The organism is Enterobacter sp. A8 (assembly GCF_004296595.1).
GTDB classification, from domain to species: Bacteria; Pseudomonadota; Gammaproteobacteria; order Enterobacterales; family Enterobacteriaceae; genus Enterobacter; species Enterobacter cloacae.
The window spans coordinates 29,911-53,786 of the sequence record NZ_SCMF01000002.1; the positions used below are offsets into that span (position 1 = coordinate 29,911).

The 23,876-nt window shown below is 52.0% G+C and carries 24 protein-coding genes; 16 read left to right on the plus strand and 8 right to left on the minus strand.

Features of this window, described 5'->3' with window-relative positions; translation table 11 throughout:
- Positions 1-6: 6 nt before the first annotated feature.
- Both EQV24_RS08180 and EQV24_RS08185 read right to left on the minus strand, forming a co-directional pair.
- Positions 7-816, minus strand: a complete 810-nt coding sequence (locus tag EQV24_RS08180) for a helix-turn-helix domain-containing protein (RefSeq protein ID WP_088544729.1) — start codon at positions 814-816, stop codon at positions 7-9.
- A gap of 78 nt (positions 817-894) precedes the next feature.
- Positions 895-1,137, minus strand: coding sequence for a YdaS family helix-turn-helix protein (locus tag EQV24_RS08185; protein ID WP_023296238.1), 243 nt, complete (start codon positions 1,135-1,137; stop codon positions 895-897).
- Between the two features lie 126 nt (positions 1,138-1,263).
- Between EQV24_RS08185 and EQV24_RS08190 the strand changes: the two genes are divergently transcribed.
- From EQV24_RS08190 to EQV24_RS08270, 16 genes are all read left to right on the plus strand, one after another.
- The gene (locus EQV24_RS08190; RefSeq protein ID WP_023296237.1) at positions 1,264-1,956 is read left to right on the plus strand and encodes a helix-turn-helix transcriptional regulator; all 693 of its coding nucleotides are present in this window, start codon (positions 1,264-1,266) and stop codon (positions 1,954-1,956) included.
- A 171-nt stretch (positions 1,957-2,127) separates the two neighbouring features.
- Positions 2,128-2,421 carry a hypothetical protein gene (locus EQV24_RS08195; protein WP_062939322.1) on the plus strand — a complete coding sequence of 98 codons (294 nt, stop codon included), beginning with the start codon at positions 2,128-2,130 and terminating at the stop codon, positions 2,419-2,421.
- Between the two features lie 81 nt (positions 2,422-2,502).
- Positions 2,503-2,889 (plus strand): S24 family peptidase, encoded by a 387-nt coding sequence (locus EQV24_RS08200; RefSeq protein ID WP_058651197.1) that lies wholly within the window; start codon positions 2,503-2,505, stop codon positions 2,887-2,889.
- Between the two features lie 106 nt (positions 2,890-2,995).
- Positions 2,996-3,217, plus strand: coding sequence for a hypothetical protein (locus EQV24_RS08205; RefSeq protein WP_058651196.1), 222 nt, complete (start codon positions 2,996-2,998; stop codon positions 3,215-3,217).
- The gene (locus EQV24_RS08210; protein ID WP_058682872.1) at positions 3,210-3,617 is read left to right on the plus strand and encodes a hypothetical protein; all 408 of its coding nucleotides are present in this window, start codon (positions 3,210-3,212) and stop codon (positions 3,615-3,617) included. Before EQV24_RS08205 ends, EQV24_RS08210 begins: the two co-directional genes overlap by 8 nt.
- A 189-nt stretch (positions 3,618-3,806) precedes the next feature.
- Complete coding sequence (locus tag EQV24_RS08220) at positions 3,807-4,214, plus strand: hypothetical protein (RefSeq protein ID WP_032635102.1); 408 nt, start codon at positions 3,807-3,809, stop codon at positions 4,212-4,214.
- Complete coding sequence (locus EQV24_RS08225) at positions 4,214-4,408, plus strand: hypothetical protein (protein ID WP_032635101.1); 195 nt, start codon at positions 4,214-4,216, stop codon at positions 4,406-4,408. Before EQV24_RS08220 ends, EQV24_RS08225 begins: the two co-directional genes overlap by 1 nt.
- Entirely contained in the window at positions 4,405-5,232 is an 828-nt protein-coding gene (locus EQV24_RS08230; protein WP_042889584.1) for an SPFH domain-containing protein, read from the plus strand. The genes EQV24_RS08225 and EQV24_RS08230 overlap by 4 nt, the downstream gene beginning before the upstream one ends.
- Before the next feature lie 45 nt (positions 5,233-5,277).
- Complete coding sequence (locus EQV24_RS08235; RefSeq protein ID WP_130626437.1) at positions 5,278-6,021, plus strand: ORF6N domain-containing protein; 744 nt, start codon at positions 5,278-5,280, stop codon at positions 6,019-6,021.
- A 2-nt stretch (positions 6,022-6,023) separates the two neighbouring features.
- Positions 6,024-6,395, plus strand: coding sequence for a hypothetical protein (locus EQV24_RS08240; protein WP_063926589.1), 372 nt, complete (start codon positions 6,024-6,026; stop codon positions 6,393-6,395).
- Entirely contained in the window at positions 6,379-6,636 is a 258-nt protein-coding gene (locus EQV24_RS08245; protein WP_058657756.1) for an excisionase family protein, read from the plus strand. Before EQV24_RS08240 ends, EQV24_RS08245 begins: the two co-directional genes overlap by 17 nt.
- Positions 6,637-6,680: 44 nt before the next feature.
- Positions 6,681-7,973, plus strand: a complete 1,293-nt coding sequence (locus EQV24_RS08250) for a site-specific integrase (protein WP_130626438.1) — start codon at positions 6,681-6,683, stop codon at positions 7,971-7,973.
- 184 nt (positions 7,974-8,157) lie between these two features.
- Positions 8,158-9,360, plus strand: a complete 1,203-nt coding sequence (gene pncB, locus EQV24_RS08255) for a nicotinate phosphoribosyltransferase (protein ID WP_029882976.1) — start codon at positions 8,158-8,160, stop codon at positions 9,358-9,360.
- A gap of 165 nt (positions 9,361-9,525) precedes the next feature.
- Positions 9,526-10,926 carry an asparagine--tRNA ligase gene (asnS, locus tag EQV24_RS08260; RefSeq protein ID WP_029882977.1) on the plus strand — a complete coding sequence of 467 codons (1,401 nt, stop codon included), beginning with the start codon at positions 9,526-9,528 and terminating at the stop codon, positions 10,924-10,926.
- A 605-nt stretch (positions 10,927-11,531) separates the two neighbouring features.
- Positions 11,532-12,587 carry a porin OmpF gene (ompF, locus tag EQV24_RS08265; RefSeq protein WP_274621681.1) on the plus strand — a complete coding sequence of 352 codons (1,056 nt, stop codon included), beginning with the start codon at positions 11,532-11,534 and terminating at the stop codon, positions 12,585-12,587.
- A gap of 184 nt (positions 12,588-12,771) precedes the next feature.
- Positions 12,772-13,962, plus strand: a complete 1,191-nt coding sequence (locus EQV24_RS08270; RefSeq protein WP_029882979.1) for an amino acid aminotransferase — start codon at positions 12,772-12,774, stop codon at positions 13,960-13,962.
- Positions 13,963-14,020: 58 nt separating this feature from the next.
- Here EQV24_RS08270 and EQV24_RS08275 read toward each other — a convergent pair whose 3' ends face one another.
- From EQV24_RS08275 to mukF, 6 genes are all read right to left on the minus strand, one after another.
- Positions 14,021-14,668 carry an MBL fold metallo-hydrolase gene (locus tag EQV24_RS08275; RefSeq protein ID WP_013097289.1) on the minus strand — a complete coding sequence of 216 codons (648 nt, stop codon included), beginning with the start codon at positions 14,666-14,668 and terminating at the stop codon, positions 14,021-14,023.
- Positions 14,669-14,688: 20 nt separating this feature from the next.
- Positions 14,689-15,240: a YcbK family protein gene (locus EQV24_RS08280; protein ID WP_013097290.1), complete on the minus strand. Its 552-nt coding sequence runs from the start codon at positions 15,238-15,240 to the stop codon at positions 14,689-14,691.
- A 174-nt stretch (positions 15,241-15,414) separates the two neighbouring features.
- A complete protein-coding gene (gene ldtD / locus EQV24_RS08285; protein ID WP_130626439.1) occupies positions 15,415-17,238 on the minus strand; it encodes a L,D-transpeptidase in 1,824 nt (607 codons plus the stop codon).
- 179 nt (positions 17,239-17,417) lie between these two features.
- Positions 17,418-21,866 (minus strand): chromosome partition protein MukB, encoded by a 4,449-nt coding sequence (gene mukB / locus EQV24_RS08290; protein WP_130626440.1) that lies wholly within the window; start codon positions 21,864-21,866, stop codon positions 17,418-17,420.
- Entirely contained in the window at positions 21,866-22,570 is a 705-nt protein-coding gene (gene mukE, locus EQV24_RS08295; RefSeq protein ID WP_013097294.1) for a chromosome partition protein MukE, read from the minus strand. The genes mukB and mukE overlap by 1 nt, the downstream gene beginning before the upstream one ends.
- Positions 22,551-23,873: a chromosome partition protein MukF gene (gene mukF / locus EQV24_RS08300; protein WP_013097295.1), complete on the minus strand. Its 1,323-nt coding sequence runs from the start codon at positions 23,871-23,873 to the stop codon at positions 22,551-22,553. The genes mukE and mukF overlap by 20 nt, the downstream gene beginning before the upstream one ends.
- Between the last annotated feature and the right edge of the window lie 3 nt (positions 23,874-23,876).

The window sequence follows — 23,876 nt, forward strand, 5'->3', positions numbered from 1 at the left end:
TCCTGCTTACCAGTTGCAGTCTGATTGGCCATAGTCTTGTTCACTAAACCCAGAAACCGGCAGCCCACCAGGTCTACCGCTTACCGCACCAGATGGCGCCTGCCATGGCTCTTCGAAATGCCGATCGGGTCCAAAGAACGTCGCCGCCTGTTTCACGTACTGCGTTCCGGCGCTACCTGTAGCACGGACATAACCTGCATAACGGTTTACACCAGCCAGCATTGCCTCAGTGTTAACACCGTCTTTGATTCGAGCTTTCCAGGCTTTCCAGGCGGCAGCTTTAGAATTACCGCCAGCACGTTTAGGGTATGCCTGCCATGCCTTCTCGAACTCGTTGGAATAGTTCTCTTTGGAAGAGCGATTTTCAGAATGGTTATCAGATGAACCGTTATATTTATGTTCTATGACTGATTCATTGACTGGTTCAAAAGAGTGACTGATTATGGGTGCAGCTCCTGCACTACCACCTAGTGAATCTCCTGCACTACGGGGTGAATCTGCTGCACCAGGTAGTGAACGATTTGCACTACCCCCTAGTGAATCTCCTGCACTACTGAAATCAAGCCGATATACATTACTTGAGTTACCTTTTGGACCTCGGCGAAGTTCTTTTTTTACCAGGCCGCATTCGCATAAAGCATCAATGTGAATCATCACAGATCGCTTACTGATTTCGCACTGATCGGCGATATGTTGATAGCTTGGCCAGCACTCGCCATGGTCACTAGCGTTATCTGCAAGCTTCAGTAGCACGAGCTTACGCAGTGGATTTCCCACCTTGACCTTCATTGCTTTAACCATCAGTTCCATGCTCATGCGACACCCGCCAACTCATTTTCGTTACTGAATTCAGCCACCAGTAAAGGTTCGCTGACGCAATAATGCCGTGACATGTCACACCTCATTGCCCGGGTGCGGGAAAAGAGTCGGCAAATCAGGACGCAGTTCATGAGGCTTAACAACTCCATTAACTGCGTTTGAGACTGCCACTGCATGGACAGGAGAAACTTTCTTGATCCCCCTGACCCACTTCCAGACCGCTCCTTGCGTAACGCCAACCTTTTTAGCAAGCGAACTTTGCCCACCAGCAACGTACACGGCTTTCGCCATTGGGGATTCAAAAACCTCATCAGTCATAACAAAGCCCTTAGTATTAATATTAAAGATATAAAATAATACCAAAGGAATAATTAATCAAGTATTATCCGCTTGCCATGGTTAATCCTGTGGTATTAAATATGCACAGAAATCGGAGATACTTAGATGAACACACTTGCAGAAAGACTAAGGCTGGCGATGGCTCATGCCGGGGCTACTCAAAGTCAATTAGCGCATAGGGTTGGGGTAAGCCAGGGGGCCATACAAAAACTAACCTCAGGAAAAGCTCAGTCCAGCGGAAAAATCGTGGATATAGCCAAAGCGTTGGATGTAGATCCAATATGGTTAAGCACTGGTGAAGGCACCATGGGGCCCGCAAAAACTCCAGAACAAAGGATGTTTGGTATAGATCCATGGGATAAGCAAACGCCGCTTGAGGATGATGAGGTAGAGGTGCCTTACTTAAAGGATATCGAGTTCGCATGTGGAGATGGCAGCGCTCTTAATGATGATTACAATGGCAAAAAACTTAGGTTTTCCAAAGCAACATTGCGAAAGGTGGGAGCTAATAGTGATGGTGATGGCGTTCTATGCTTTGCTGCACACGGGAATAGCATGGAGCCAGTGATCGCTGATGGCTCAACTGTTGCCATAAACTGCCATGACAAGCGTATCGTGGATGGTAAAATTTACGGCATCAACCAAGGTGGATGGAAAAGGTTAAAAATCCTCTACAGATCTGGGCCAGATAAGGTAACAATCAGAAGCTACAACTCTGATGAATACCCTGACGAAGAAGTAGACATGGATAGTCTTGAGGTTTTAGGAAGGCTGTTTTGGGTATCAACAATCTTCTGATCTGCTACCAAAAAAGCACCAAGCCGACCATAGTGTCGGCTTTTTTATTACTAAAATAATCTTCAATAACAAATACATAAGAAATCTATTATTCTTTTTGTATTAATACCATTGACCTCCAATTAATACTTAAGTATTCTCATTTCATCGGCAAACAACGGAGCCAATGAGATGAATACAAACTCCCAACCAAACCCAGCGAGCCAGGCATTTGATATCCACGCCAAGCTTAAAGCAGCAAATTCACACTGGATTTATTTACGAGCTGCACAGCCTCATCAGAATGATTTTGATTACGAATTTAACACAACTTTTATTGATGGTTTGGAATTCGCTATCTACGAACGTGTAGATAATTATTTTGTTCTGGTTGATTTCTTCAAGTCTTATGAAGAAGCATGTGATGATGCTAAAAAAATCATAGATGACCATCCTGATATTAAAAAAATGTTTTCTGTTAGCTAACTAACCAATTAATTAACCAACTCAATTAATCAAAATCAACACCTTTTAGGGTGGGGAAAAACTCACCCCGAGGAAATGAAAATGAAAAATTCCGTCGCAGTTAATCAGCCAGTTAAAACGCCTCAAATGCTGTTCGGATCTGACAACATCAATGACTTTGGCAACCGCGTACAAAGCTGCCGGATGGAAGGTGATTCAATGCAGCCGACCATCGAACCATGTGAGGTTGTGGCTTTCGTTGATTGCGGTGGACGTGCGCTTACCTCTGGCATTTATGTTTACACAATGGATGCTTTTGGTCGCCCATGTCTTTTCATTAAGAGAATTGAGCCATTAGCTGATGGCTCATTAAAAATCATTTCTGATAACCATCATTACGAAACTTTCACCCTTGATACCGATGAACAGAAAGAAATCAAAATTCACGGTCGGGTGGTGGCTTCTTTGGCTGTGAGTCGCTTCGTATGACTTTCATCATTGATAAATCGGCATATAGAACAGCATGCCTTTATGCGGCCTGCGGTTACGAGGTAATCGCTCGTCTTTATCTTAAAAAAGCATATGGTCGGTAATTATGAGCTTATTAAAAAGGCAAGACATTCAGGTTGTGAACATCAAAGCCGAGCAACTGGCTGGTTTATCGCAAACATTATTTGAATATCACGACAAACTGGACCATTTCCAACTTAAAACTATTTGCTCTCTTGTTTATGACATTGCTGGCGAAATTCATGATTGGACCGAAAAAGAAGAGGAAATAGTTATGGGTTTGGAGGAGGAAAAGCGCAATGGATAAATTAATCGAGACATATCGACGCCGAATTTTAAAGGCAGCTTTATTACGCCACCAGCGAAAAACGGGCAGTAACTGCCTTGTTATTAAGCTCAATAAAGGCGGCATTAACACGGTCGAATTAACAGAGATTTTACTTGATGGATTATTACGAAAATTCGAAAGGCTTGCGTTCAGTGAGTACGGAAATGTCGATGGTGTAAAAGCCATCAGGGGAATTTACAGCGGCGCTGTTGATGTAAATGGCAGCGGTGAATTCCTTACGGATAGCGGAAAGGAGTTAATCGACGAGCTCATTTCTGAGCTGGTCGAGTTCGTCAAAAAACAAAAAGTGGAGGCTCCGAAAACGGAGGGTCATGAAATGGGGGGATCTGATGGCACTTACAGCGATACGAATTCCTGAGTGGGTTCACCTCAAAGCAGCACACGTTTTAAGCCAGTTCAGAACAAGGCGCATTCACCCCTGCCGTATGCACGGCTCCGGTAATTTGAGCCTCAAGGTTAATCACCGATGGCGGCTGCTGTCCCGCGATGGCGGCAAGAACTGGGAAGTCATGAGTCACGAACGATACAGCAAAGTTAAGGACCGGAAATGAACGATAAACGCATCAGCACCACCTCAATTGACAGCGCCTTTGCCAAGGAGCTGCAGCCCGTTTACGTCGTATCTCGACACGGCTACTCGCGCCGTTTCCTCAGCAGGAGCGCAGCGATCAGTAACCTTGCTCACTACATGGTAACCAAAACTTTTCATCGTGCCGGTTTGAACACCAACGAACCAGACGAACCTGTTTTCAGCAATGGTGTGCTCGTCAACCGCATGGGTCAGCACACACAGCAATATCTCTTTGCACATAACCGATGCATGCGGCGCATTCGCCGAATTCTGGAGCGTAAGCGCGAAGCACGTAAGTGGCTCGGAAAGTGGGACGCCATGCATGACCGATTCGTGAGAGAGCAGGCAGAACTGCAGGCCTGTAAACCAGAGGGGCTGCGCTGATGATTGCTTACTTACGCGTTGTTCTCTCGCTGGTAATTGTCGCCAGCGTTTATGGCCTTTTCGTTCCGATCCTCATTTCGATGAAGGACACCACAGCAGTGTTATCCGGTTTTGCCCTGGCGATCATGACCCCGCCGTGCATCTACGCCATTTGTAAGGGTCTTGTTGTAACCGTAACTAAGGAAAAGAAATGAAAAAAGCAATTATGGCTTCAATTATCGCGCTCTCTGCCATCGGTCTTGTAGGTTGCGATCGTGTCGAGCCCGGCAACGTGGGTATCAAGGTGAATAAGCTGGGAGACGACAAAGGTGTCGGAGAAGTGGTTGGAGTAGGCCGCTATTGGACCGGCTGGAACACAGAGGTCTACATCTTCCCAACCTTCAAACAGATGAAAACCTACGACGACGCATTCAATTTCCAGATGAGTGACGGCACTACGATCGGCTATCACATTGGTGTCGCCTATAAAGTTGATCCAACCAAAGTGACGACGGTCTTCCAGACCTATCGCAAAGGTGTGGACGACATCACCGATACCGATCTGCGCCAGAAGATTGCCGATGCCCTTAATCGTCTCGCAAGCCGCATGAGTACCGATAAGTTCATTGACGGCGGGAAAGCTGAGCTGCTTGAAAACGCTCTGAAAGAGATCCAGTCCGACATGGGGCCGGTAGGAATCCAGGTTATCAGCCTTTCTTACGTCGGCCGTCCTGAGTACCCGCCGACAGTTATCGACAGCATTAACGCCAAAGTCACCGCCAACCAGAAGACCCTGCAGCGCGAGCAGGAGGTGAAACAGCGTGAAGCCGAAGCAAACATGCTGCGCGCTGAAGCGGATGGCCAGGCAGACGCAAAGTTGAAGTTGGCGGAAGCGGAAGCGAAGTCTATCCAGATTCGTGGGCAGGCCATGCGCGAAAACCCTGAAGTGCTTCAACTGGAGGCCATCAACAAATGGAACGGCACTCTGCCCCAGTACATGACCAGCGGCGCCAATACTCCATTTATCCAGGTTAAGTGATTCACCAGCCCGGCGTAAAGCCGGGCACTCAGAAGGATATCGAGCATGAACACAGTAACGATCAATAACAAACGGCTGCCGGCAGTCGAATATCGCGGTCAGCGCGTTGTGACGCTGGCGATGATTGATGAAGTCCACCAGCGACCAGAAGGCACCGCGCGTGCGGCATTCAACAGAAACCGTGAGCATTTCATCAACGGTGTGGATTATGCCGAATTAGGTGCGGACGTAATACGTACGGACCTCCCGGAAGGGACATTCTCAAAATTTGCACCTTCAGGAATTGTGCTTTTTGAATCAGGCTATCTGATGTTGACGAAGCCATTTAACGATGATCTTGCCTGGCAGGTTCAGCGAGAACTGGTTAACAGCTATTTCCGCACTCGCGCGCCGCTGACAGAAATCGAGATGATCGCCGCTATGGCCGCCGATGCCGTTCGCCAGCAAAAACGCCTGAATCATGTTGAAGAGCAGATCGAAACGGTCACCGAAGCGGTGGAGAACATCAAGCGCGGCACCATGCGCGCCGGATATGTCGGTTACCGCCAAGTGGTAGCCAAAAGCGGAATGAGTGACGCCAAGTGTCGAAATCTGGTCAATGCTTACCGCATCCCGACAGACACGCACGAATTTATGACACCAGACGGCCTGTTGTCACGCAGAGCCATCGTCGAACTGGAGCCATTCATGGCCGCGTTTCGCCAGATGATGTCAGAGGCTGAACCGCGCGGCACCCGCTGGTATCACCCTAAAATGGGTCTGTTCCAGGCGATTGGGTGGGAGGGTTAATAATGCACAAATTCTACGTCGAGACAGACAATCTGAACACAATCAGCGAATGCCTGCAGCAGCTCGTTAACGCAGAAGAAGCGCAGCTCAGCATTGAAGAGCAGCTGGCGAGATCGAACAGCTGCAGTGACTGGAGCGCATGGCGGAAAAAGGCTGAAAACGCGCTACGGGTGATCAAAGGTAAGCGACGCATCATCACAGCTCGTCTGGCTGTCCTGCGCCATGAGGAGAAGGAACGCAACCTGCAGCTGCACCAGCAGCACAATGATTTTCTGGTTCAGGCTCTTCGCGAAATTGTAACGCCCTCTTCTTTCGCGCGGTGCGTTCGCCTGGCTAAAGAAAAAGTGGAGGAGAACCATGCAAACCAGTGCTGAAATTATTCTTCTGGTGCCGAATGACTGGGTTAGCGAAAAGGTTCTGATTGCGGTTACCGGGCTTAAGCCCGGAACCATCACCCGAGCCAGAAAAGAATCCTGGATGCTTGGTCGCGAGTACCTGCACATTTCACCAGATGGCAATCCAAAGCCTTCGAGCGAATGCATGTACAACAGAAAAGCCGTTGATCAGTGGATCGAGGCTCAGAAAAAAAATCAACCAGGTGCGAAGACAGCATGAAAAGCAGTACACTCGTCAACGCTCCTGGACGTCAGGAGGGATTAATGGCTAATGCATCATACCCGACAGGCGTCGAAAACCACGGCGGTTCACTCCGCATCTGGTTTGTATATAAAGGCAAGCGTGTCAGAGAAAACCTCGGTGTCCCTGATACTGCCAAAAATCGCAAGATAGCCGGCGAGCTTCGTTCTTCAGTTTGTTTTGCGATAAGGATGGGAAATTTTGACTATGCGGAAAAATTCCCAAACTCACCGAACCTTGCCCGGTTCGGTCAGGATAGAAAGGAAATTACTGTGCTGGAGCTTACCGAAAAGTGGTCTGAGCTGAAGAGGATGGAAATCAGCTCTAACACTATGAGTCGGTACGAATCCATCATAAAAAACATGCTTCCGCGCATCGGCGAAAACAAAATGGTTTCTGCGGTGACCACTGAGGATTTGCTGTACGTGAGAAAGGAGTTGCTGACGGGTTTTCATGTAATGAAGAAGGATCACCGGACACAGGTTAAAGGCAGGAAGTCTTCGACCGTGAATAATTACATGATGCTGATGGCCGAGATCTTCCAGTTCGGAGCGGATAACGGTTACGCGAAGGAAAACCCGTTTAGCGGAATTAACCGCCTCAAAAAAGCGAAAGGTGAACCAGATCCACTCACGACAGAAGAGTTTATCCGGTTTATCCAGGCTTGCGGCCACCAGCAGATGAGAAATCTCTGGTCGCTGGCAGTCTATACTGGAATGAGGCATGGGGAGTTGTGCGGTCTGGCGTGGGAAGATATCGATCTGCATGCCGGAACCATCACAGTGAAACGCAACCTTACCCAGACGAATGAGTTCACCCTGCCAAAAACCGACGCTGGCACTGACAGGGTGATTTATCTCATTCAACCAGCTATTGATGCCCTGAGGAATCAGGCCCAGCTGACGCGCCTTGGCCGGCAGTATGAGATTGAAGTGAAATTGCGGGAATATGGCCAGTCAGTCATACACCCCTGCACTTTCGTTTTCAGTCCTCAATGCGTCAAGCATGGGCCTCGTAGAGGATATCACTACGCGGTTAATTCGATTAATAAAATTTGGGCCCCGATAATCAAGCGCGCCGGAATACGGTACCGCAACGCCTACCAGTCACGACATACTTATGCGTGCTGGTCATTATCAGCTGGGGCAAACCCAAACTTTATAGCAACTCAGATGGGACATACCGATGCACAGATGGTTTACAAGGTGTATGGAAAGTGGATGTCAGAGAAGAGTACCGAACAGGTTTCCCTGCTCAACCAGGCGCTTTCACGCTTTGCCCCATCACTGCCCCAAAGCATGGTTGTAGCACAGTAGTAATCTGTAAATTCAAGTGGTTAGCTGCTCTATTGCTACATTTGTATAACACGGGGCACAAAATGCCCTCGACCATAAAGAGCGCTTATGTTGTGATCGGGGTTCAATAAATCACTAAACAAGGTATACTCCGGAGTTGTTTATTGTACTAAACGCTCCTGTGAGAGGATGCTACTGCGCACCTATGACTCGATTCGCTTCTCCTGTTCTGCATACGTTGCTGGATACCGACGCGTATAAACTGCACATGCAGCAAGCCGTTTTCCACCATTACTATGATGTTGATGTTGCGGCGGAATTCCGCTGCCGTGGCGACGACTTGCTCGGTATCTACGCAGATTCCATTCGTGAACAGGTCGATGCTATGCAGCATCTGACGTTGCAGGACGACGAATACCAGTGGCTTTCTGGCCTGCCTTTCTTTAAAGCGGACTATCTGAACTGGCTGCGCGACTTCCGTTATAAGCCAGAGCAGGTCACCGTCACGAATGATAACGGCAAGCTGGATATTCGCCTTGAAGGCCCATGGCGTGAAGTGATCATGTGGGAAGTTCCGCTGCTGGCTGTGATCAGCGAGCTGGCTCACCGCTACCGTTCGCCGGAAACCGGGGTGACTCAGGCACTGGCAGCGCTGGAAAACAAACTCGCGGGGTTTGCCACCCTGACGGATGGGTTGGATATGTCCCGCTTCCGTCTGATGGACTTTGGCACGCGTCGCCGTTTCTCCCGCGACGTTCAGCAGGCCATTGTTCAGCGTCTGCAGCAAGAGTCGTGGTTCGTGGGCACCAGTAATTACGATCTGGCACGTCGTCTGAACCTAACACCAATGGGTACCCAGGCACATGAATGGTTCCAGGCGCATCAGCAGATCAGCCCTGATCTGGCCAACAGCCAACGCGCCGCACTGGCCGCGTGGCTTGACGAGTATCCGAATCAACTCGGCATCGCCCTGACCGACTGCATCACCATGGATGCGTTCCTGCGTGATTTCGGCCCTGAGTTCGCTGAGCGTTACCAGGGGTTACGTCATGACTCCGGGGATCCGGTTGAATGGGGTGAGAAGGCGATCGCGCATTACGAAAAACTCGGCATCGACCCGATGAGCAAGGTGCTGGTCTTCTCCGACAACCTCGATCTCGCGAAAGCGGTTGAACTCTATCGCCATTTCAGTACCCGAGTGAACCTGAGCTTCGGGATTGGCACCCGTTTAACCTGCGACATCCCTCAGGTAAAACCGCTGAATATCGTGATAAAACTGGTGGAATGTAACGGCAAGCCGGTAGCCAAGCTCTCCGATAGCCCGGGTAAAACCATCTGTCATGATAAAGCGTTTGTCCGCGCGTTACGCAAAGCTTTCGATCTCCCTCAGGTCAAAAAAGCCAGTTAAGCGCTTAAGGGAGCCAAATGGCTCCCTACTTCTTATTTATTTCTTAATTCTTCTCTTTTGACTGCGAAATTTACTTGTCTGATAGCGGATGGCAGGTAACATAGATATCCCCCCATTTGGGTGGACAAGTGTTTATTTTTTCCGACTATTAACAGAGAGAATATTATGAGCGTTGTGCCTGTAGCCGACGTACTCCAGGGCCGTGTCGCCGAAGACCTAGAAGTCACCGTGCGCGGATGGGTGCGTACCCGCCGAGATTCTAAAGCTGGCATCTCCTTCCTTGCCGTCTATGACGGTTCCTGCTTTGATCCTGTACAGGCCGTCATTAATAATTCTCTGCCCAATTACAATGATGACGTTCTGCACCTGACAACCGGTTGTTCCGTAATTGTTACCGGCGTGGTTGTCGCATCACCGGGCCAGGGTCAGAGTTTCGAAATTCAGGCCACTGCCGTTGAAGTAACCGGCTGGGTTGAAGATCCTGATACCTACCCGATGGCCGCAAAACGTCACAGCATCGAATATCTGCGTGAAGTGGCTCACCTGCGTCCACGCACTAACCTGATTGGTGCGGTGGCCCGTGTCCGCCACACGCTGGCGCAGGCACTGCATCGCTTCTTCGATGAGCAGGGTTATTTCTGGGTATCTACCCCGCTGATCACCGCCTCCGATACCGAAGGCGCTGGCGAGATGTTCCGCGTTTCTACGCTGGATCTGGAAAACCTGCCGCGCACGCCGGAAGGTAAAGTGGACTTTGACAAAGACTTCTTTGGTAAAGAAGCCTTCCTGACGGTATCCGGCCAGCTCAACGGCGAAACCTACGCCTGTGCGCTGTCTAAAATCTATACCTTCGGCCCAACCTTCCGTGCGGAAAACTCCAACACCAGCCGTCACCTGGCTGAATTCTGGATGCTGGAGCCTGAAGTGGCTTTCGCAGATCTGAACGATGTCGCTGGCCTGGCGGAAGCCATGCTCAAGTACGTCTTCAAAGCGGTACTGGAAGAACGTGCTGATGATATGAAATTCTTCGCTGAGCGTGTCGATAACGAAGCGATTGCACGTCTGGAGCGCTTTGTTTCCTCCGACTTTGCCCAGGTGGATTACACCGATGCGGTCGCTATTCTCGAGAAATGCGGTGAGAAGTTTGAGAACCCGGTTTATTGGGGCGTGGATCTCTCTTCCGAGCATGAGCGTTACCTGGCTGAGAAGCACTTCAAAGCACCGGTTGTTGTGAAAAACTACCCGAAAGACATTAAGGCGTTCTATATGCGCCTTAACGAAGACGGTAAAACCGTTGCCGCAATGGACGTACTGGCGCCGGGCATTGGTGAAATTATCGGTGGTTCCCAGCGTGAAGAGCGTCTGGATGTGCTGGATGCGCGCATGCAAGAGATGGGGCTCAATCCGGCGGATTACAGCTGGTATCGCGATCTGCGCCGTTACGGTACTGTGCCACACTCAGGCTTTGGTCTGGGCTTCGAACGTCTGATCGCCTACGTCACAGGTGTTCAGAACGTACGTGACGTTATTCCGTTCCCACGTACGCCGCGTAATGCCAGCTTCTAAGTAACCAAAATCATAATGGCCAGCATTTGCTGGCCATTATTTTATTCTGCTCTGTCAATTTTCGTCAGCGTAAAGTAAGCACCTTTCAACTTTAACCCCGTCACAACCACTAGTTGTTACGTTTTGTTTCCACGAAATATCTACGAACAAAAAATAAACCCTATTCTTATTGCGATTATTTAATCCTCAATCAATAGCACAAATTTCAACCAAAATCACAGCCATCCAGAAGTCCTTTTTGGGTCATAAGAAAAAATGAGTCGTTGAAGGTGCGCGTATACGAATTGCCTTTATCTAAATTAATTATAAGGAATTCATATATATAGGAATCTGCCTGCCGTTTAATTCGCCAGGTCTTTCTGAAATTTGAGGTGGTTCACAAAGTTCCGAAAAATACACATTTAGTTACATATAATTTCTTTTTGTTACTCAATCTTGAAAACTGTAGCACTTTCAGGCTAGCGAAACGGTTCTATGAATGGAAAGATGCCTGACAGATACATAAAGACACCAAACTCTCATCAATAGTTCCGGAAATATTTATTGACGGAATTTATTGGCGGCAGTGGCGAGTGTCATAAAAAAACCAATGAGGGTAATAAATAATGATGAAGCGCAATATTCTGGCAGTGGTAATCCCTGCCCTGCTGGTAGCCGGTGCAGCTAACGCTGCAGAAATCTATAACAAAGACGGCAACAAACTGGATCTGTACGGGAAAGCAGTTGGCCTGCATTACTTCTCTGATAATGACGGCAACGATGGCGACAAAACTTATGCTCGTCTGGGCTTCAAAGGCGAAACCAAAATCAACGACCAGCTGACCGGCTATGGTCAGTGGGAATATAACTTCCAGGGTAACAACTCTGAAGGCGCTGATGCTCAGTCAGGTAACAAAACCCGTCTGGCATTCGCAGGCCTGAAATTTGGTGACGCAGGTTCCTTCGACTACGGTCGTAACTATGGCCTGGTTTATGATGCAATCGGTATCACCGATATGCTGCCTGAGTTCGGTGGTGACACCGGCGTGAGCGATAACTTCTTCTCTGGTCGTACCGGTGGTCTGGCGACTTACCGTAACAGCGGCTTCTTCGGCCTGGTTGATGGTCTGAACTTTGGCGTTCAGTACCTGGGCAAAAATGAGCGTACCGATGCGTTGCGTTCCAACGGTGACGGCTGGGCAACCTCTCTGAGCTATGATTTCGATGGCTTCGGTATCGTCGGTGCTTACGGCGCGGCTGACCGCACCAATGCCCAGCAGAATCTGCAATGGGGTAAAGGCGATAAAGCTGAGCAGTGGGCAACCGGTCTGAAATATGACGCGAATAACATCTACCTGGCAGCACTGTACGGTGAGATGCGTAACGCGGCTCGTCTGGACAATGGTTTCGCTAACAAAACTCAGGACTTCTCTGTTGTAGCTCAGTATCAGTTCGACTTCGGTCTGCGTCCATCCATCGCTTACTACAAATCTAAAGCGAAAGACGTAGAAGGCATCGGTGACGAAGACTACATCAACTACATCGACATCGGCGCGACTTACTACTTCAACAAAAACATGTCCACCTATGTTGACTACCAGATCAACCAGCTGAAAGACGACAACAAGCTGGGCATCAACAACGATGATACCGTTGCTGTAGGTCTGGTTTACCAGTTCTAATCAGTACACCACTTTGTTATATGCTTAATGAACAGGGCTTCGGCCCTGTTTTTTTATGCCTGACAGAAAATAATGGCGACTTTTGAAAAGCCGCACGCTTTTCGTCGCAAACGGTTGGCATTTTGTAAATCTACCGTTAACCTGATAGCGGATTTCACTTCTGTAATCACAATGGAACTTCGTCATGTTTGAGAACATTACCGCCGCTCCTGCCGACCCTATTCTGGGCCTGGCCGATCTGTTTCGTGCCGACGACCGCCCAGGCAAAATCAACCTGGGTATTGGTGTATATAAAGATGAAACCGGCAAAACCCCGGTACTGACCAGCGTAAAAAAAGCTGAGCAGTATCTGCTGGAAAATGAAACCACCAAGAACTACCTCGGTATTGATGGTATCCCTGAGTTTGGTCGTTGCACACAGGAGCTGCTGTTCGGTAAAGGTAGTACAATTGTGAGCGACAAACGCGCGCGCACAGCACAAACGCCTGGCGGTACCGGCGCACTGCGCGTGGCGGCGGATTTCCTTGCAAAAAATACCGCTGTTAAGCGCGTATGGGTCAGCAACCCAAGCTGGCCGAACCATAAGAGCGTCTTTAACTCTGCGGGTCTGGAAGTGCGCGAATATGCCTACTACGACGCCGCAAATCACGCTCTGGACTTCGACGGTCTGCTGGCGAGCCTGAGTGAAGCCCAGGCGGGCGACGTGGTACTGTTCCACGGCTGCTGCCACAACCCAACCGGCATTGATCCGACGCTTGAACAGTGGGAACAGCTGGCGAAACTGTCTGTCGAAAAAGGCTGGCTGCCACTGTTTGACTTCGCTTACCAGGGCTTCGCCCGTGGTCTGGAAGAAGATGCTGAAGGTCTGCGCGCTTTCGCAGCCGTCCATCAGGAGCTGATCGTTGCTAGCTCCTACTCCAAGAACTTTGGCCTGTACAATGAGCGTGTTGGTGCCTGCACGCTGGTCGCAGCAAACGAAGAGACTGCCGATCGTGCGTTCAGCCAGATGAAATCAGTTATCCGCGCTAACTACTCTAACCCACCAGCGCACGGTGCCTCTGTCGTTGCCACCATCCTGAGCAACGATGCGCTCCGCGCGATTTGGGAGCAAGAGCTCAACGATATGCGTCAGCGTATTCAGCGCATGCGCCTGCTGTTTGTGAACACCCTGGCAGAGAAAGGTGCAGACCGTGATTTCAGCTTTATTACTAAGCAGAACGGTATGTTCTCTTTCAGTGGCCTGACCAAAGAACAGGTTCTGCGTCTGCGTGAAGAGTTTGGCGTGTACGCCGTGGCCTCTGGCCGCGTGAACGTTGCAGGTATGACGCCTGACAACATGGCGCCACTGTGTGAAGCGATTGTCGCCGTACTGTAATGTAATTAGCGCCCACAAAAAAGCCTGCACGATGCAGGCTTTTTTTTATTATCCGGATTTACCAGACAGGCATTTCATCCTGAAGGAAGGGGTTATGCACCCGCTCGTAGCCCAGCGTCGACATCGGGCCGTGTCCAGGGATAAACGTCACGTCATCACCCAGTGGCAATAACTTCTGTTTAATCGACTGGATCAGCTGTCCGTGGTCGCCACGCGGAAAATCGCTGCGCCCTACGCCACCTTTGAAAATCACATCGCCGGAAATCAGCAGACGGGACTGGTCATCAAAGAAGACAATATGGCCTGGCGTATGCCCAGGACAATGCAACACCTGTAAAGTCACATTCCCTACGTTCACACGCTCTCCTTCGTTTAACCAGCGATCGGGCGTCAATGGCTGACACTCATCGAGGCCAAACATGCGGCTTTGGGCTGGCAAACCCTGCAGCCAGAACTCATCTTCTTTTTCCGGACCGATCACCGGCACTCCATAGTGCTGTGCCAGCTCCGCCGCTGCGCCGACATGGTCAAGGTGACCATGCGTCAGTAAAATCTGCATCAGCGTCACACCGCTTTCTGCAACTTCCTGTTTGATCTTCTCAGCGTCACCGCCGGGATCGACAAGCGCGGCCAGTTTGGTTTGCTCACACCAGATCAATGAACAATTCTGGGAGAACGCCGTAACCGGAATAATACGATAGTTCATACTGCTCCTGTGTTTCGTTATTACCAGTGCCGAACTGGACCGGTATCAATATGCACAAAGTTACTACTTGGGTAATATCCTACACCACCTGCGCGCATAGATAACGCAGCTTTGCGAATATTGGCTAACGAAACGCCTTCAATATGGAAATCCATTGCCTGTCCCCTGGTGTGATAGCTTTTTTTCGCTACCCCACGGCTGCGGGCGCGCAATTCATTATTGGTATCAATGGAACGATAACCCGAAATGAGTTGCACCGGCTTGCTGGTACCCAGCAGGCCCTGAAGGCGGAACAACTGGTCAAATAATCCTGGGTCGATGGCTTTTACTTTATTCGCGCGGAAATCACGGAAAAAATGGTTAAGTCTTGCTAATTCATCCTGAATATAGCCTCTGCCATCGAAGAACTCCGCTTTTAGCGACTCACCAGTATGCAGATTGTTGAGCGTTAAAATACGCGGACGAGGTGTCGAGAGGGTGGCAAATGCTGGCGTCGGCAGGATGGCCGCTGCGCCGAGCGCAACGCCACCTAACGCCAGCAGTTTGCGGCGATTAGCGTCAAATTTGTCCATGATAATCAGGTCTACAGGTCAAAGAAATCGTAATATGCTTAGCGCACGAAGGGCACCTTAACTGGCAAAGCCGACGACGTCAAGGCACCCAACCCCAGCAAATACGCGGCTTCCAGCCATATCGCCACGTATTTGCCCTAACTTACGACAACCTATTTTCCCGAACTGCTTCATTTACCTGATTAATTGTTCAGCTTTTGGCAAAATTTGTGCGCCGGATCGCGCCGTGAGATCATAATTGTAAATATCTGTACGATACTGGGTACGTCCATCTTCACCAACAAACGCCGTCAGATAGTAAAGATTGACCGGTATATTGTGTCGAATGTTAACGTAACGGGTGTCCCCCTGCTTGAGGGCATCGGAGATCCGCGTGTCGTTCCAGCCCGCATCCTGCAACAGCATATTCGCCAGTTCCGATGCCTTATTCACACGAACGCAGCCTGAGCTGAGCGCGCGGGCATCTTTCTGGAACAGGTTATGGTTCGGCGTATCATGCAGATAGATAGCGTCCGAACTTGGCATGTTGAATTTATAGCGCCCCAGCGAGTTATGCGCACCCGGTGCCTGCTGGAAACGGAATGGCAGGTTCGACGGCGTAATTGTTGACCAGTCAACCATCCACGGATCGATCGTCTCTTTGCTGTTCCAGCCGCGGATCACCGTATAGTTATGACGCTCCAGATAGCCAGGATCGTTCCAGACCTTAGGCAGAATATCCTTGCGCGCCAGCGTCGGTGGCACGTTCCACGGCGGGTTTACCACCACGTTATTCAGGGCACTGCTCATCATCGGCGTTTTACGGTCAGGACGTCCGACAATCACGCGCGACACCAGCACTTCGCTACCGTTCTGATAATAAACCAGCGAATACGCTGGAATATTCACCATAATCCCGGTCGACAGTGTTCCCGGCAGCAGACGTAAACGCTGGATATTCAGCGCCAGCACCCCAGCACGCTGGGCAGGCGAGACGTTCAGCCAGTCGCGGGTGGATGGACCGATCACCCCGTCTGCGCCCAGCCCCTGCGCGGCCTGGAACTGCTTAACCGCCGCGACCAGTTCGCGATCGTAGGCGACGGGTTTGTTGCTCTGTGCAACGGCCTTTTTCTCTTTTACCGGGGCTGACGGGCTGACGACCGCGCTTTGCGTATCGTCGCCGGGCAGCGCAATCTTAGGACCGCTTTCGAGAATGCCGGAGCGTTTCATAATTTCGCGGATCGCCGGGACATCGCTGCTCCACTGTCCCGGACGAAGCGTGGTTGTGCCACGCACCTGAGGCCACGGGCGGGAATCCGCAACCAGCTCAAGCAGCGACTGATGCATGGTGGCATACTGCGGATGGGCCGGTGCCAGGCTTGCGATAAAGCGCGGCAGGTCACCGTTATCCAGCGCCAGTTGCCATTGGTTAATGACCGACAGCGCCGGCGTCGCCAGCTTGTACGGTTTTTGACTGTATAACCAGCGGTTGCCATTGACCGGGATGCCCGCCACGAACTGGAGGTAGCCCATCATGGCATCAGACAGCACCACATCACGCGCCTGACCGGTAACGCCTGGATCGGTCAAGAGTTCAACCCAGGTGGTGAATTGCGGCTGAAAACCTGCAATGGCGACTTCCGCCAGTTGCTGCTGAAAAGCGCGCACGGCGTCCCGGTTTTCCCACATAGGCTTCATATCACGCGCGGCATAAAGCAGCGTAAGCTGGTTAATGTAAGCAGGCGTGTATCCTGCAGGAAGCCCGGTAAGAAGCTGCTGGCGGAGCGCGCCGGTGTCTATACCTTCGGGTAGCGGTCTGATACCCGCTAAAATGGCCGTTGCCGGAGATTGATCCAGCGGTTGTGACAGCGACGTCGGCTGCGCACCCATCGTCGCGGAACTGTCTGACGGTACAACTTCAGGCTCATCGGCCTGAGCGCTTAACAGTGGAGCAAACATCACCGCCAGACACAAACTCAACGCTGACAGCTGATGACCACGATTTTTCTTTAGCAACATCCCTTGCCCCCTGTTTTCTCACGACATGCCCATCACACTGGGGCTTTTATTCATTATAGGAAGGCACAAACGCAGTTGCCTTACCTTATGTAAAGAAGTTTAAAGATAACGCAGCCGTAAGCATAAGTTAAGCGTAAAAAAAAGCGGCGCTAGTGCGCCGCGCTTTGTAACAACACACCTCAGGAGGCGTCTGCCGTTCCCGGTAATGACTCCGGCGGCTGCGGAGCAAAGCCACGCAGGCCTACAACGTGAACGTGCTCGCTGTTCTGGAACACTTTACGCACCAGTTTATAGGTGGTGCCTTTTTCCGGACTGATGTTTTCCGGTGCCGCAATGATGAGCTGCATATCCAGACGTTCGCAGAGCTCAAACAGCGTGGCGATGGAACGGGCGTCCAGACGCGCTGCTTCATCAAGGAACAGCAGACGGCATGGGGAAATATCCTTGCCGCGCAGACGACGCGCTTCATCTTCCCAGCTCTGCACGACCATCACCAGAATCGACATCCCGGTACCGATAGCTTCACCGGTAGACAGCGCACCCGATTCAGCACGCAACCAGCCATCTGAGCCACGGTTAACCTCAACTTCCATTTCCAGGTAGTTACGGTAATCCAGCAGCTCTTCACCGATGGTTTGCGGCGTACGTTGCCCCATATCAATCTGCGGATTCAGACGCTGATACAGCTTCGCCAGCGCTTCAGAGAAGGTCAGACGGTTGCTGTTAAACAGATCCTGATGCTGTTCATGCTGCTCAGAGAGCACATCCAGCAGCGTAGCGTGCGCTTCACGGACGTTTACATTCAGACGTACGCTGTTCACCTGACCAAACGATACGCTCTGCAGACCCTGGTTCAGCTGGCGAATACGGTTCTGCTCGCGCTGAATGGTCTTGCGGATGATGTTCGCCACGCTACGGGAGCTGATAGCCAGCTTCTGTTCACGGGAGGTCAGTTCTTCCGTCAGGCGCCCCAGTTCAATTTCCATCTGTTCAATGGCTTCGACCGGATCGTCGGTACGGATGATGTCCTGACGAATACGCTCACGCAGATGCTGGTATACAGCCACGAAGAACTGAATTTTACGCTCAGGACGCTTCGGATCTTCAGACATACGCAGCACATCGCGCAGATGTTCGTTATCGGCCACCGCCAGACGCAGCGCACCCAACGCCTTATCCGACATCGATCGCAGTTCATCAGCAGAGAGGTACGCCAGTTCACGACGATGCAGACGGCGTTCAACATTATTATCTTTCACCATGCGCATCACCGCGCACCAGCCTGCCTTCGCAGTTACCACCTGCTCGCGCATTTCGTGATAGTCGCGCTCCAGCTTGCGCAGGCGGCGGGTCAGGTTATCCATCTCCGCTTCACAGAAGGTCAGCGCTTTTTCCAGCTGATTACGACGCGCACGGTTATTGCTCAGCTGGGCATGCAGCTCATCACGACGAACACGCGCCCGCTCTTCTGCCCCGCTGTCGGCACGGACGCCGATGTCCTGCAGCTCTTTTTGCAGATCGTTTAACAGCTCTTTCTTGGTATCAAAGGAGCTTTTTAGCGAGGCCAGAACCTGGTTGTACTGGTTCAACTGGGCCGCGTGGCTACGCATCGCTTCACGGGCACGCGTACGTTCCGCTTCAGCCTGCTCAAGGCGCTGGCGTAATTTCTCGTTCAGATCGCTGTTACCGCTCAGCATTTCCGCCGAGTCAGAGTAGCCGAAGTGAGCGCGACGCTGCACCACTTCCGTCAGGGCAAACGCCTGCTGGCGTGCTTCACGCTGCACCTGCTGGGACCAGGCATAATCTTCTTTTAGCTGCTCAAACTGCTCTGGATCGCTCTGAAGCACCGAAACGACCGGCTCCAGCTTCGCCAGCTGATTACCGTGTTGCTGCACGAAGCGCGCAGCCTCCTGCGCTTCATCCAGACGTTCCTGGATTTCATCCACACGGTCAGCCAGCGTATCGTCCGCCAGCAGATTCAGACGCGGCAGAATGCGGTTCAGGGCAGCAACGCCCTCTTTCGCCTGTTCAAACTGAACGCGGCTCTGCTGGTTGTCATTTTCATGGCTGGCAATTGCGCGCTCAAGCTCGCCACGGCGGGTGTTGAGCTTGCGAATTTCCGCTTCCGGGTCAGCCTCAAAGGCCACTCCCAGATGGCTACCGATAAAGCGGCTAAATGCCTGATGCAGGCGCTGGGTTTTCTGCACGTCAAACGACAACGTCGCAAAACGTTCAGACAGTGTTTCACGCTCAGCGTGCAGGCTCTCAATACGGCTTTCACGCGCGGCGCGGCCAAACAGAGGAAGTTCCGGGAAGCGCGAGTAACGCCACTGACGGTCAGCGATTTTCACCACTACCGCTTTTTCCAGCTCGTCAACGCTGAACACGCTGTCATCGAACGACTGCGGATCCCCTTCGATCAGATAGAGATCTTCCGGGCAATCTTCCAGCCCTTCGAGCTGTTCGGCAATCAGAGACAGATCCGGCACCACAATCGCGTTACGCGACGGGCCATACAGCGCGGAGAAGTACGGCGCATCGTCCAGACCCACGTCATCATAAATTTCTGACAGCAGTACGCCACCGAAACGCTCCGCCAGCGTATTCAGGCGTGCATCTTCCGCACCGCCCGGCTGGCTTAAGCGTTCAATCTCTTCGTCAACCTCGCGCTTGCGCGCGCCAACTTCATCACGCTCAACAATCGCCTCGCGCTCGCGCTCAAGCAGCTGTTGCAGATATTCGGTCACTTCCTGGCTGGATTCGAACGTTTCGCCGCACTGTTCGCTGAGCTGGTTCAGGCTGCTTTGCGCCGCCAGCCAGACGGGTGCGCGTTGCAACAGCGTCTGCGAGCGGGACTGAAGCTGCTCCAGCTCCTGACGCAGCGTCATCCGCTGTTCGCTGGCGCTGGATACCGTATCGGAAAGGGCGGCGATACGGGCTTCTAGCTCCTGGTGCAGAGCCTCAAGATCGTCAATATCGTAATGTTTACCCTGACGCTTACAGAACTCGGCCAGCAGACGCTCGGCCTCCTGCTGCTCGCGCAGACGTTGTTCCAGCTCGTTCAGACGCATACGCAGCGGTTGCACCTGTTCGGCCAGATGACGCTGGTTGACGCCGTCGCGCAGCAACTCGCGGGCTACGTCCCACGCTTCGTTTCGCGCCAGCGGGCCGTTAATCGCCACCACCAGCTGATAAGCTTGTTCAAACTGGCTGTGCGCGGTCTGCGCGACGCTCATTTTCTGTTCCAGGGAGAGCAGTTTTTCCGTGGCTTCCTGCTCTTTCGCCTGGAAGGTGTCCAGCCATTCATCGGCGCTGTCCGGCGTCAGGTCAGGCAGATGGCATAGCTCTTTCGCACGCTGCAATGCCTGCAGGGCCTGGTTGTACTGAATCGCTCGCGTCTGCTGTACGTCCAGCGCCTGCTGGTAATCGGCGAGCTGGCTTTTCAGCTCATCCACTTCCAGTTCGGCGGCTTCGGCACGCGCTTCGTTCTCTTCCTGCATGTCGGCGGCTTCGGCCACCACTTCGTTTTGCTCTTCGAGACGAATTTGCAGTTCATCGAGATCGGCTTCGTAGCGCTCGATTTTTTCCTGCTGGCGCAGCGCGGTCTGAACCAAGTTCAGGTGATCGCTGGCGGCCTGATAATCGGCTTCCAGATCGCCTTCAGCCCCGTTGTGTTCGCCCAGTTCACGGGCCATTTCAACGTGCTTATACTGCTCGGCCACCAGCTGTTTACGGGAGGTGAACAGCTCGCGGCGGTACTCTAATGCCTGATCGAGATGCACGCGGCGCTCGTTGGCGTGACGCATATAATCCGCCGCCACATAGTTGGTGGCTTCACTGATCAGGTGTTTAAACAGATCGCGGTCAGACTGGGTAACGCGAATCGCTTCCAGCGTCATGCGGTTTTCACGCAGCGCGGCTTCCATGTCCTGGAAGGCCTTACGCACGCCGCTGTTTTCCGGCAACAGGTAGTCGCGCAGGGAGCGGGTAATGGCGCTGGAGATCCCGCCGTACAGGGAGGCTTCAATCAGACGGTAATATTTGCTGCGGTCGGATGCGGTACGCAGACGACGCGCCACCACGCCCAGATCGAACATCAGGGAGTGGTAATCGGTAATTGAGTTGAACTGCTTGAACTGCACGCCTTCGATAGCTTCGAGCTTGTCTTTCAGCTCCTGCAGCGTCAGTACGCGCGCCTGGCGCTCATTGAGCGTTTCCGTCAGCAGCGCCGTTGGCTGCATTGAGGTTGGCAGCCCCTGAATCGCGAACGGTTTGATATCCACTTTTCGATCGCGACCGGCGACCTGCTGCAGACGCACGCCCACCACCACACGCTGGTGACGGGAGTTGATCACATCCAGCACCGAATAACAGACGCCAGCTTTGAGCTTACCGTGCAGGCCTTTATCGCGGGAGCCGCTTGTCGCCCCCGCTTCGGTGGTATTACGGAAGTGCAGCAGCGTCAAATCAGGGATCAGCGCCGTCACAAAGGCCGCCATGGTGGTGGATTTACCCGCACCGTTACCGCCGGAGAGCGTTGTCACCAGCTCATCAAGATCAAAGGTTCGGGCAAAGAAACCGTTCCAGTTAATCAGCGTTAGTGAGCGAAATTTACCGCGTTCAATCATTACTCTTCCTCCCCGCTATCCGGCTGATTGTCTTCAGGCTCGTCATTGAGCTGCAAATGGTTTTCCACCGGCATCGCCTCACCGTCGCGGATCATGCGAAGCTGCGCTTCACGCGCGTCGTCGCCCGCACGCACGTCGGCACCGAAGCGGAAAACAGATTCCGTAATGCGGAATTTGCTGCTGTCGTGGCCCATAAACCAGACCATCCCCAGACGACGCAGACGGTTCAGAGAAGAGCGAACTTTTTCCTGCAATTTCTGACGATCGAGATCCGACCCTGTTGAACGGTTGTTCACAAGCTTCAGCAGCTTGCTTTCGTCGGCCAGCGTCAACAGCTCATCGTAAAGCTCCTGCTGGGTGAAGATCCCTTCATTTGCCAGACGTTCCGGGCTGAGGTAGAGGTAGCACAGAATTTTGCCGACCATCATATCCAGCTCGGAAAGCACGGAGCGCGGAATAAGCGTGGTGGAACGCGGACGCAGGTAGAAGAAACCTTCCGGCGCGCGGATAAGCTCAACGTTATAGCGTGCGTAAAACTCTTCCAGATACTCCTGGAAGTCCATCAAAAAGGCGTGATTATCCAGCTCGTCGAGGCCAATATGACGACCGGCACGCAGCTGGCTGTCCAGCGCCGGAAATAACGGATTCGCCAGCGCCTGTGCCAGCTTTAATGGCATCACTTGTTCAATATTTGTCAATGACATGCGCCTGTACCTTGGCTCCGTAATCGTTAATCGGCTGCCACTTCGGCGGCAGTCCGGTGAAATCTGCTTGCGCGATACCCAGGCGAACCGCCTGATCTACCACAATGCGGGCAACGTCGAAGTGGCGCGCGCGAGGATATTGCGCCAGATAGTCGCGCACCACGAGACCAAGATCCAGCGGTACCTGTCTGGTTTTGTAGACAGCGAGCTGTTCTTCGATCATGGCCGCAAGTTGCTCACGAATTTCGTTGAATTCTTCGTATTCCAGATCCGGCGGCAGCTCACCGGTTACCTCTTCATCACGCAACGCCATCTCTTCGTCACGCATATCAAGCAGACGATCGGCATTGGCGTAGGTTAGCGCCCACGGCGCATCGAAGTAGGTTTGAACAGACTGACGCAGACGCTGAGCAAAGACGCGGTTTTTATCCATATCGATGGCGGTACGGATAAATTTATGTACGTGACGATCGTAACCGATCCACAGGTCAATCGATTGCTGGCCCCAGCTAATGATGCGATCGAGCTTGCTCTGCAAATCAAAGACCAGACGGTCGATAAAATGCAGATCGTCATGTGCCATGGTCGCATCCTGAATGCGCAGCAGGTTGGCCTGGAGCTTATCGCCTGCGGCCTCCAGCGTATCCTGCAGTTCACGCAGCGTGCCGGAGGTTTCCGACAGCAGCAGTTCACAGCTGGAGATGGCCGCACGCCAGTCTTTATTCAGCAGTTGCGCGATATCATCTTTCACCTGCTGCTGCTGTTCGTCCATCAGACGTTGGGTCAGATCGATACTGTCAAAAATCTCCGCCACCGAATATTTCAGCGGCGCGTAGACGTTGCGGTGCCAGTGGAATTCATCACCGTTTTCATCCGCAGCATCGGCTGCACGCTTGAGTTCACCCGCCACAATCGAGAGCTGCATGGAAAGACGCAGCGTGGAAAATTCACGCTGGCGGATGTAGTAATCGGTAATGCCGATGCCCAGTGGCGTCAGTCGATAGATGGCGTTACCTTCCGCCTGCTCGCTGGTAAAGCGGTTCAGCAGACGTTGACGCACCATATCGTTGATTGCGTTGTTGGCACGCACGCTAATGGTTTCGCTGGTTTGCTCAAACGCATCACTCACATGGCGGAACGCATCCACCAGTTCACCCTCGCTCATTTCGCCATCGAGCCGTTCTCCGTTCAGCGTGGCAACCGCCAGCAGGAAAGAGAGTCTGTCTACCGGCAGCGAGATGGAGAAATCATTTTTCCTGGCCCAGGCAACCAGTTCGGGGACTGTCTGGGAAAATTCACTCATAGG

Coding starts and splice junctions, on each gene's coding strand:
- EQV24_RS08220 (WP_032635102.1), top strand. CDS start 3,807: ATGAACGATAAACGCATCAGCACCACCTCAATTGACAGCGCCTTTGCC.
- EQV24_RS08210 (WP_058682872.1), top strand. CDS start 3,210: ATGGATAAATTAATCGAGACATATCGACGCCGAATTTTAAAGGCAGCT.
- EQV24_RS08185 (WP_023296238.1), bottom strand. CDS start 1,137: ATGACTGATGAGGTTTTTGAATCCCCAATGGCGAAAGCCGTGTACGTT.
- pncB (WP_029882976.1), top strand. CDS start 8,158: ATGACTCGATTCGCTTCTCCTGTTCTGCATACGTTGCTGGATACCGAC.
- mukE (WP_013097294.1), bottom strand. CDS start 22,570: ATGTCATTGACAAATATTGAACAAGTGATGCCATTAAAGCTGGCACAG.
- EQV24_RS08270 (WP_029882979.1), top strand. CDS start 12,772: ATGTTTGAGAACATTACCGCCGCTCCTGCCGACCCTATTCTGGGCCTG.
- EQV24_RS08275 (WP_013097289.1), bottom strand. CDS start 14,668: ATGAACTATCGTATTATTCCGGTTACGGCGTTCTCCCAGAATTGTTCA.
- asnS (WP_029882977.1), top strand. CDS start 9,526: ATGAGCGTTGTGCCTGTAGCCGACGTACTCCAGGGCCGTGTCGCCGAA.
- EQV24_RS08195 (WP_062939322.1), top strand. CDS start 2,128: ATGAATACAAACTCCCAACCAAACCCAGCGAGCCAGGCATTTGATATC.
- EQV24_RS08230 (WP_042889584.1), top strand. CDS start 4,405: ATGAAAAAAGCAATTATGGCTTCAATTATCGCGCTCTCTGCCATCGGT.
- EQV24_RS08240 (WP_063926589.1), top strand. CDS start 6,024: ATGCACAAATTCTACGTCGAGACAGACAATCTGAACACAATCAGCGAA.
- mukB (WP_130626440.1), bottom strand. CDS start 21,866: ATGATTGAACGCGGTAAATTTCGCTCACTAACGCTGATTAACTGGAAC.
- EQV24_RS08235 (WP_130626437.1), top strand. CDS start 5,278: ATGAACACAGTAACGATCAATAACAAACGGCTGCCGGCAGTCGAATAT.
- EQV24_RS08225 (WP_032635101.1), top strand. CDS start 4,214: ATGATTGCTTACTTACGCGTTGTTCTCTCGCTGGTAATTGTCGCCAGC.
- EQV24_RS08190 (WP_023296237.1), top strand. CDS start 1,264: ATGAACACACTTGCAGAAAGACTAAGGCTGGCGATGGCTCATGCCGGG.
- mukF (WP_013097295.1), bottom strand. CDS start 23,873: ATGAGTGAATTTTCCCAGACAGTCCCCGAACTGGTTGCCTGGGCCAGG.
- ldtD (WP_130626439.1), bottom strand. CDS start 17,238: ATGTTGCTAAAGAAAAATCGTGGTCATCAGCTGTCAGCGTTGAGTTTG.
- EQV24_RS08180 (WP_088544729.1), bottom strand. CDS start 816: ATGAGCATGGAACTGATGGTTAAAGCAATGAAGGTCAAGGTGGGAAAT.
- EQV24_RS08250 (WP_130626438.1), top strand. CDS start 6,681: ATGGCTAATGCATCATACCCGACAGGCGTCGAAAACCACGGCGGTTCA.
- EQV24_RS08280 (WP_013097290.1), bottom strand. CDS start 15,240: ATGGACAAATTTGACGCTAATCGCCGCAAACTGCTGGCGTTAGGTGGC.
- EQV24_RS08200 (WP_058651197.1), top strand. CDS start 2,503: ATGAAAAATTCCGTCGCAGTTAATCAGCCAGTTAAAACGCCTCAAATG.
- EQV24_RS08245 (WP_058657756.1), top strand. CDS start 6,379: ATGCAAACCAGTGCTGAAATTATTCTTCTGGTGCCGAATGACTGGGTT.
- EQV24_RS08205 (WP_058651196.1), top strand. CDS start 2,996: ATGAGCTTATTAAAAAGGCAAGACATTCAGGTTGTGAACATCAAAGCC.
- ompF (WP_274621681.1), top strand. CDS start 11,532: ATGATGAAGCGCAATATTCTGGCAGTGGTAATCCCTGCCCTGCTGGTA.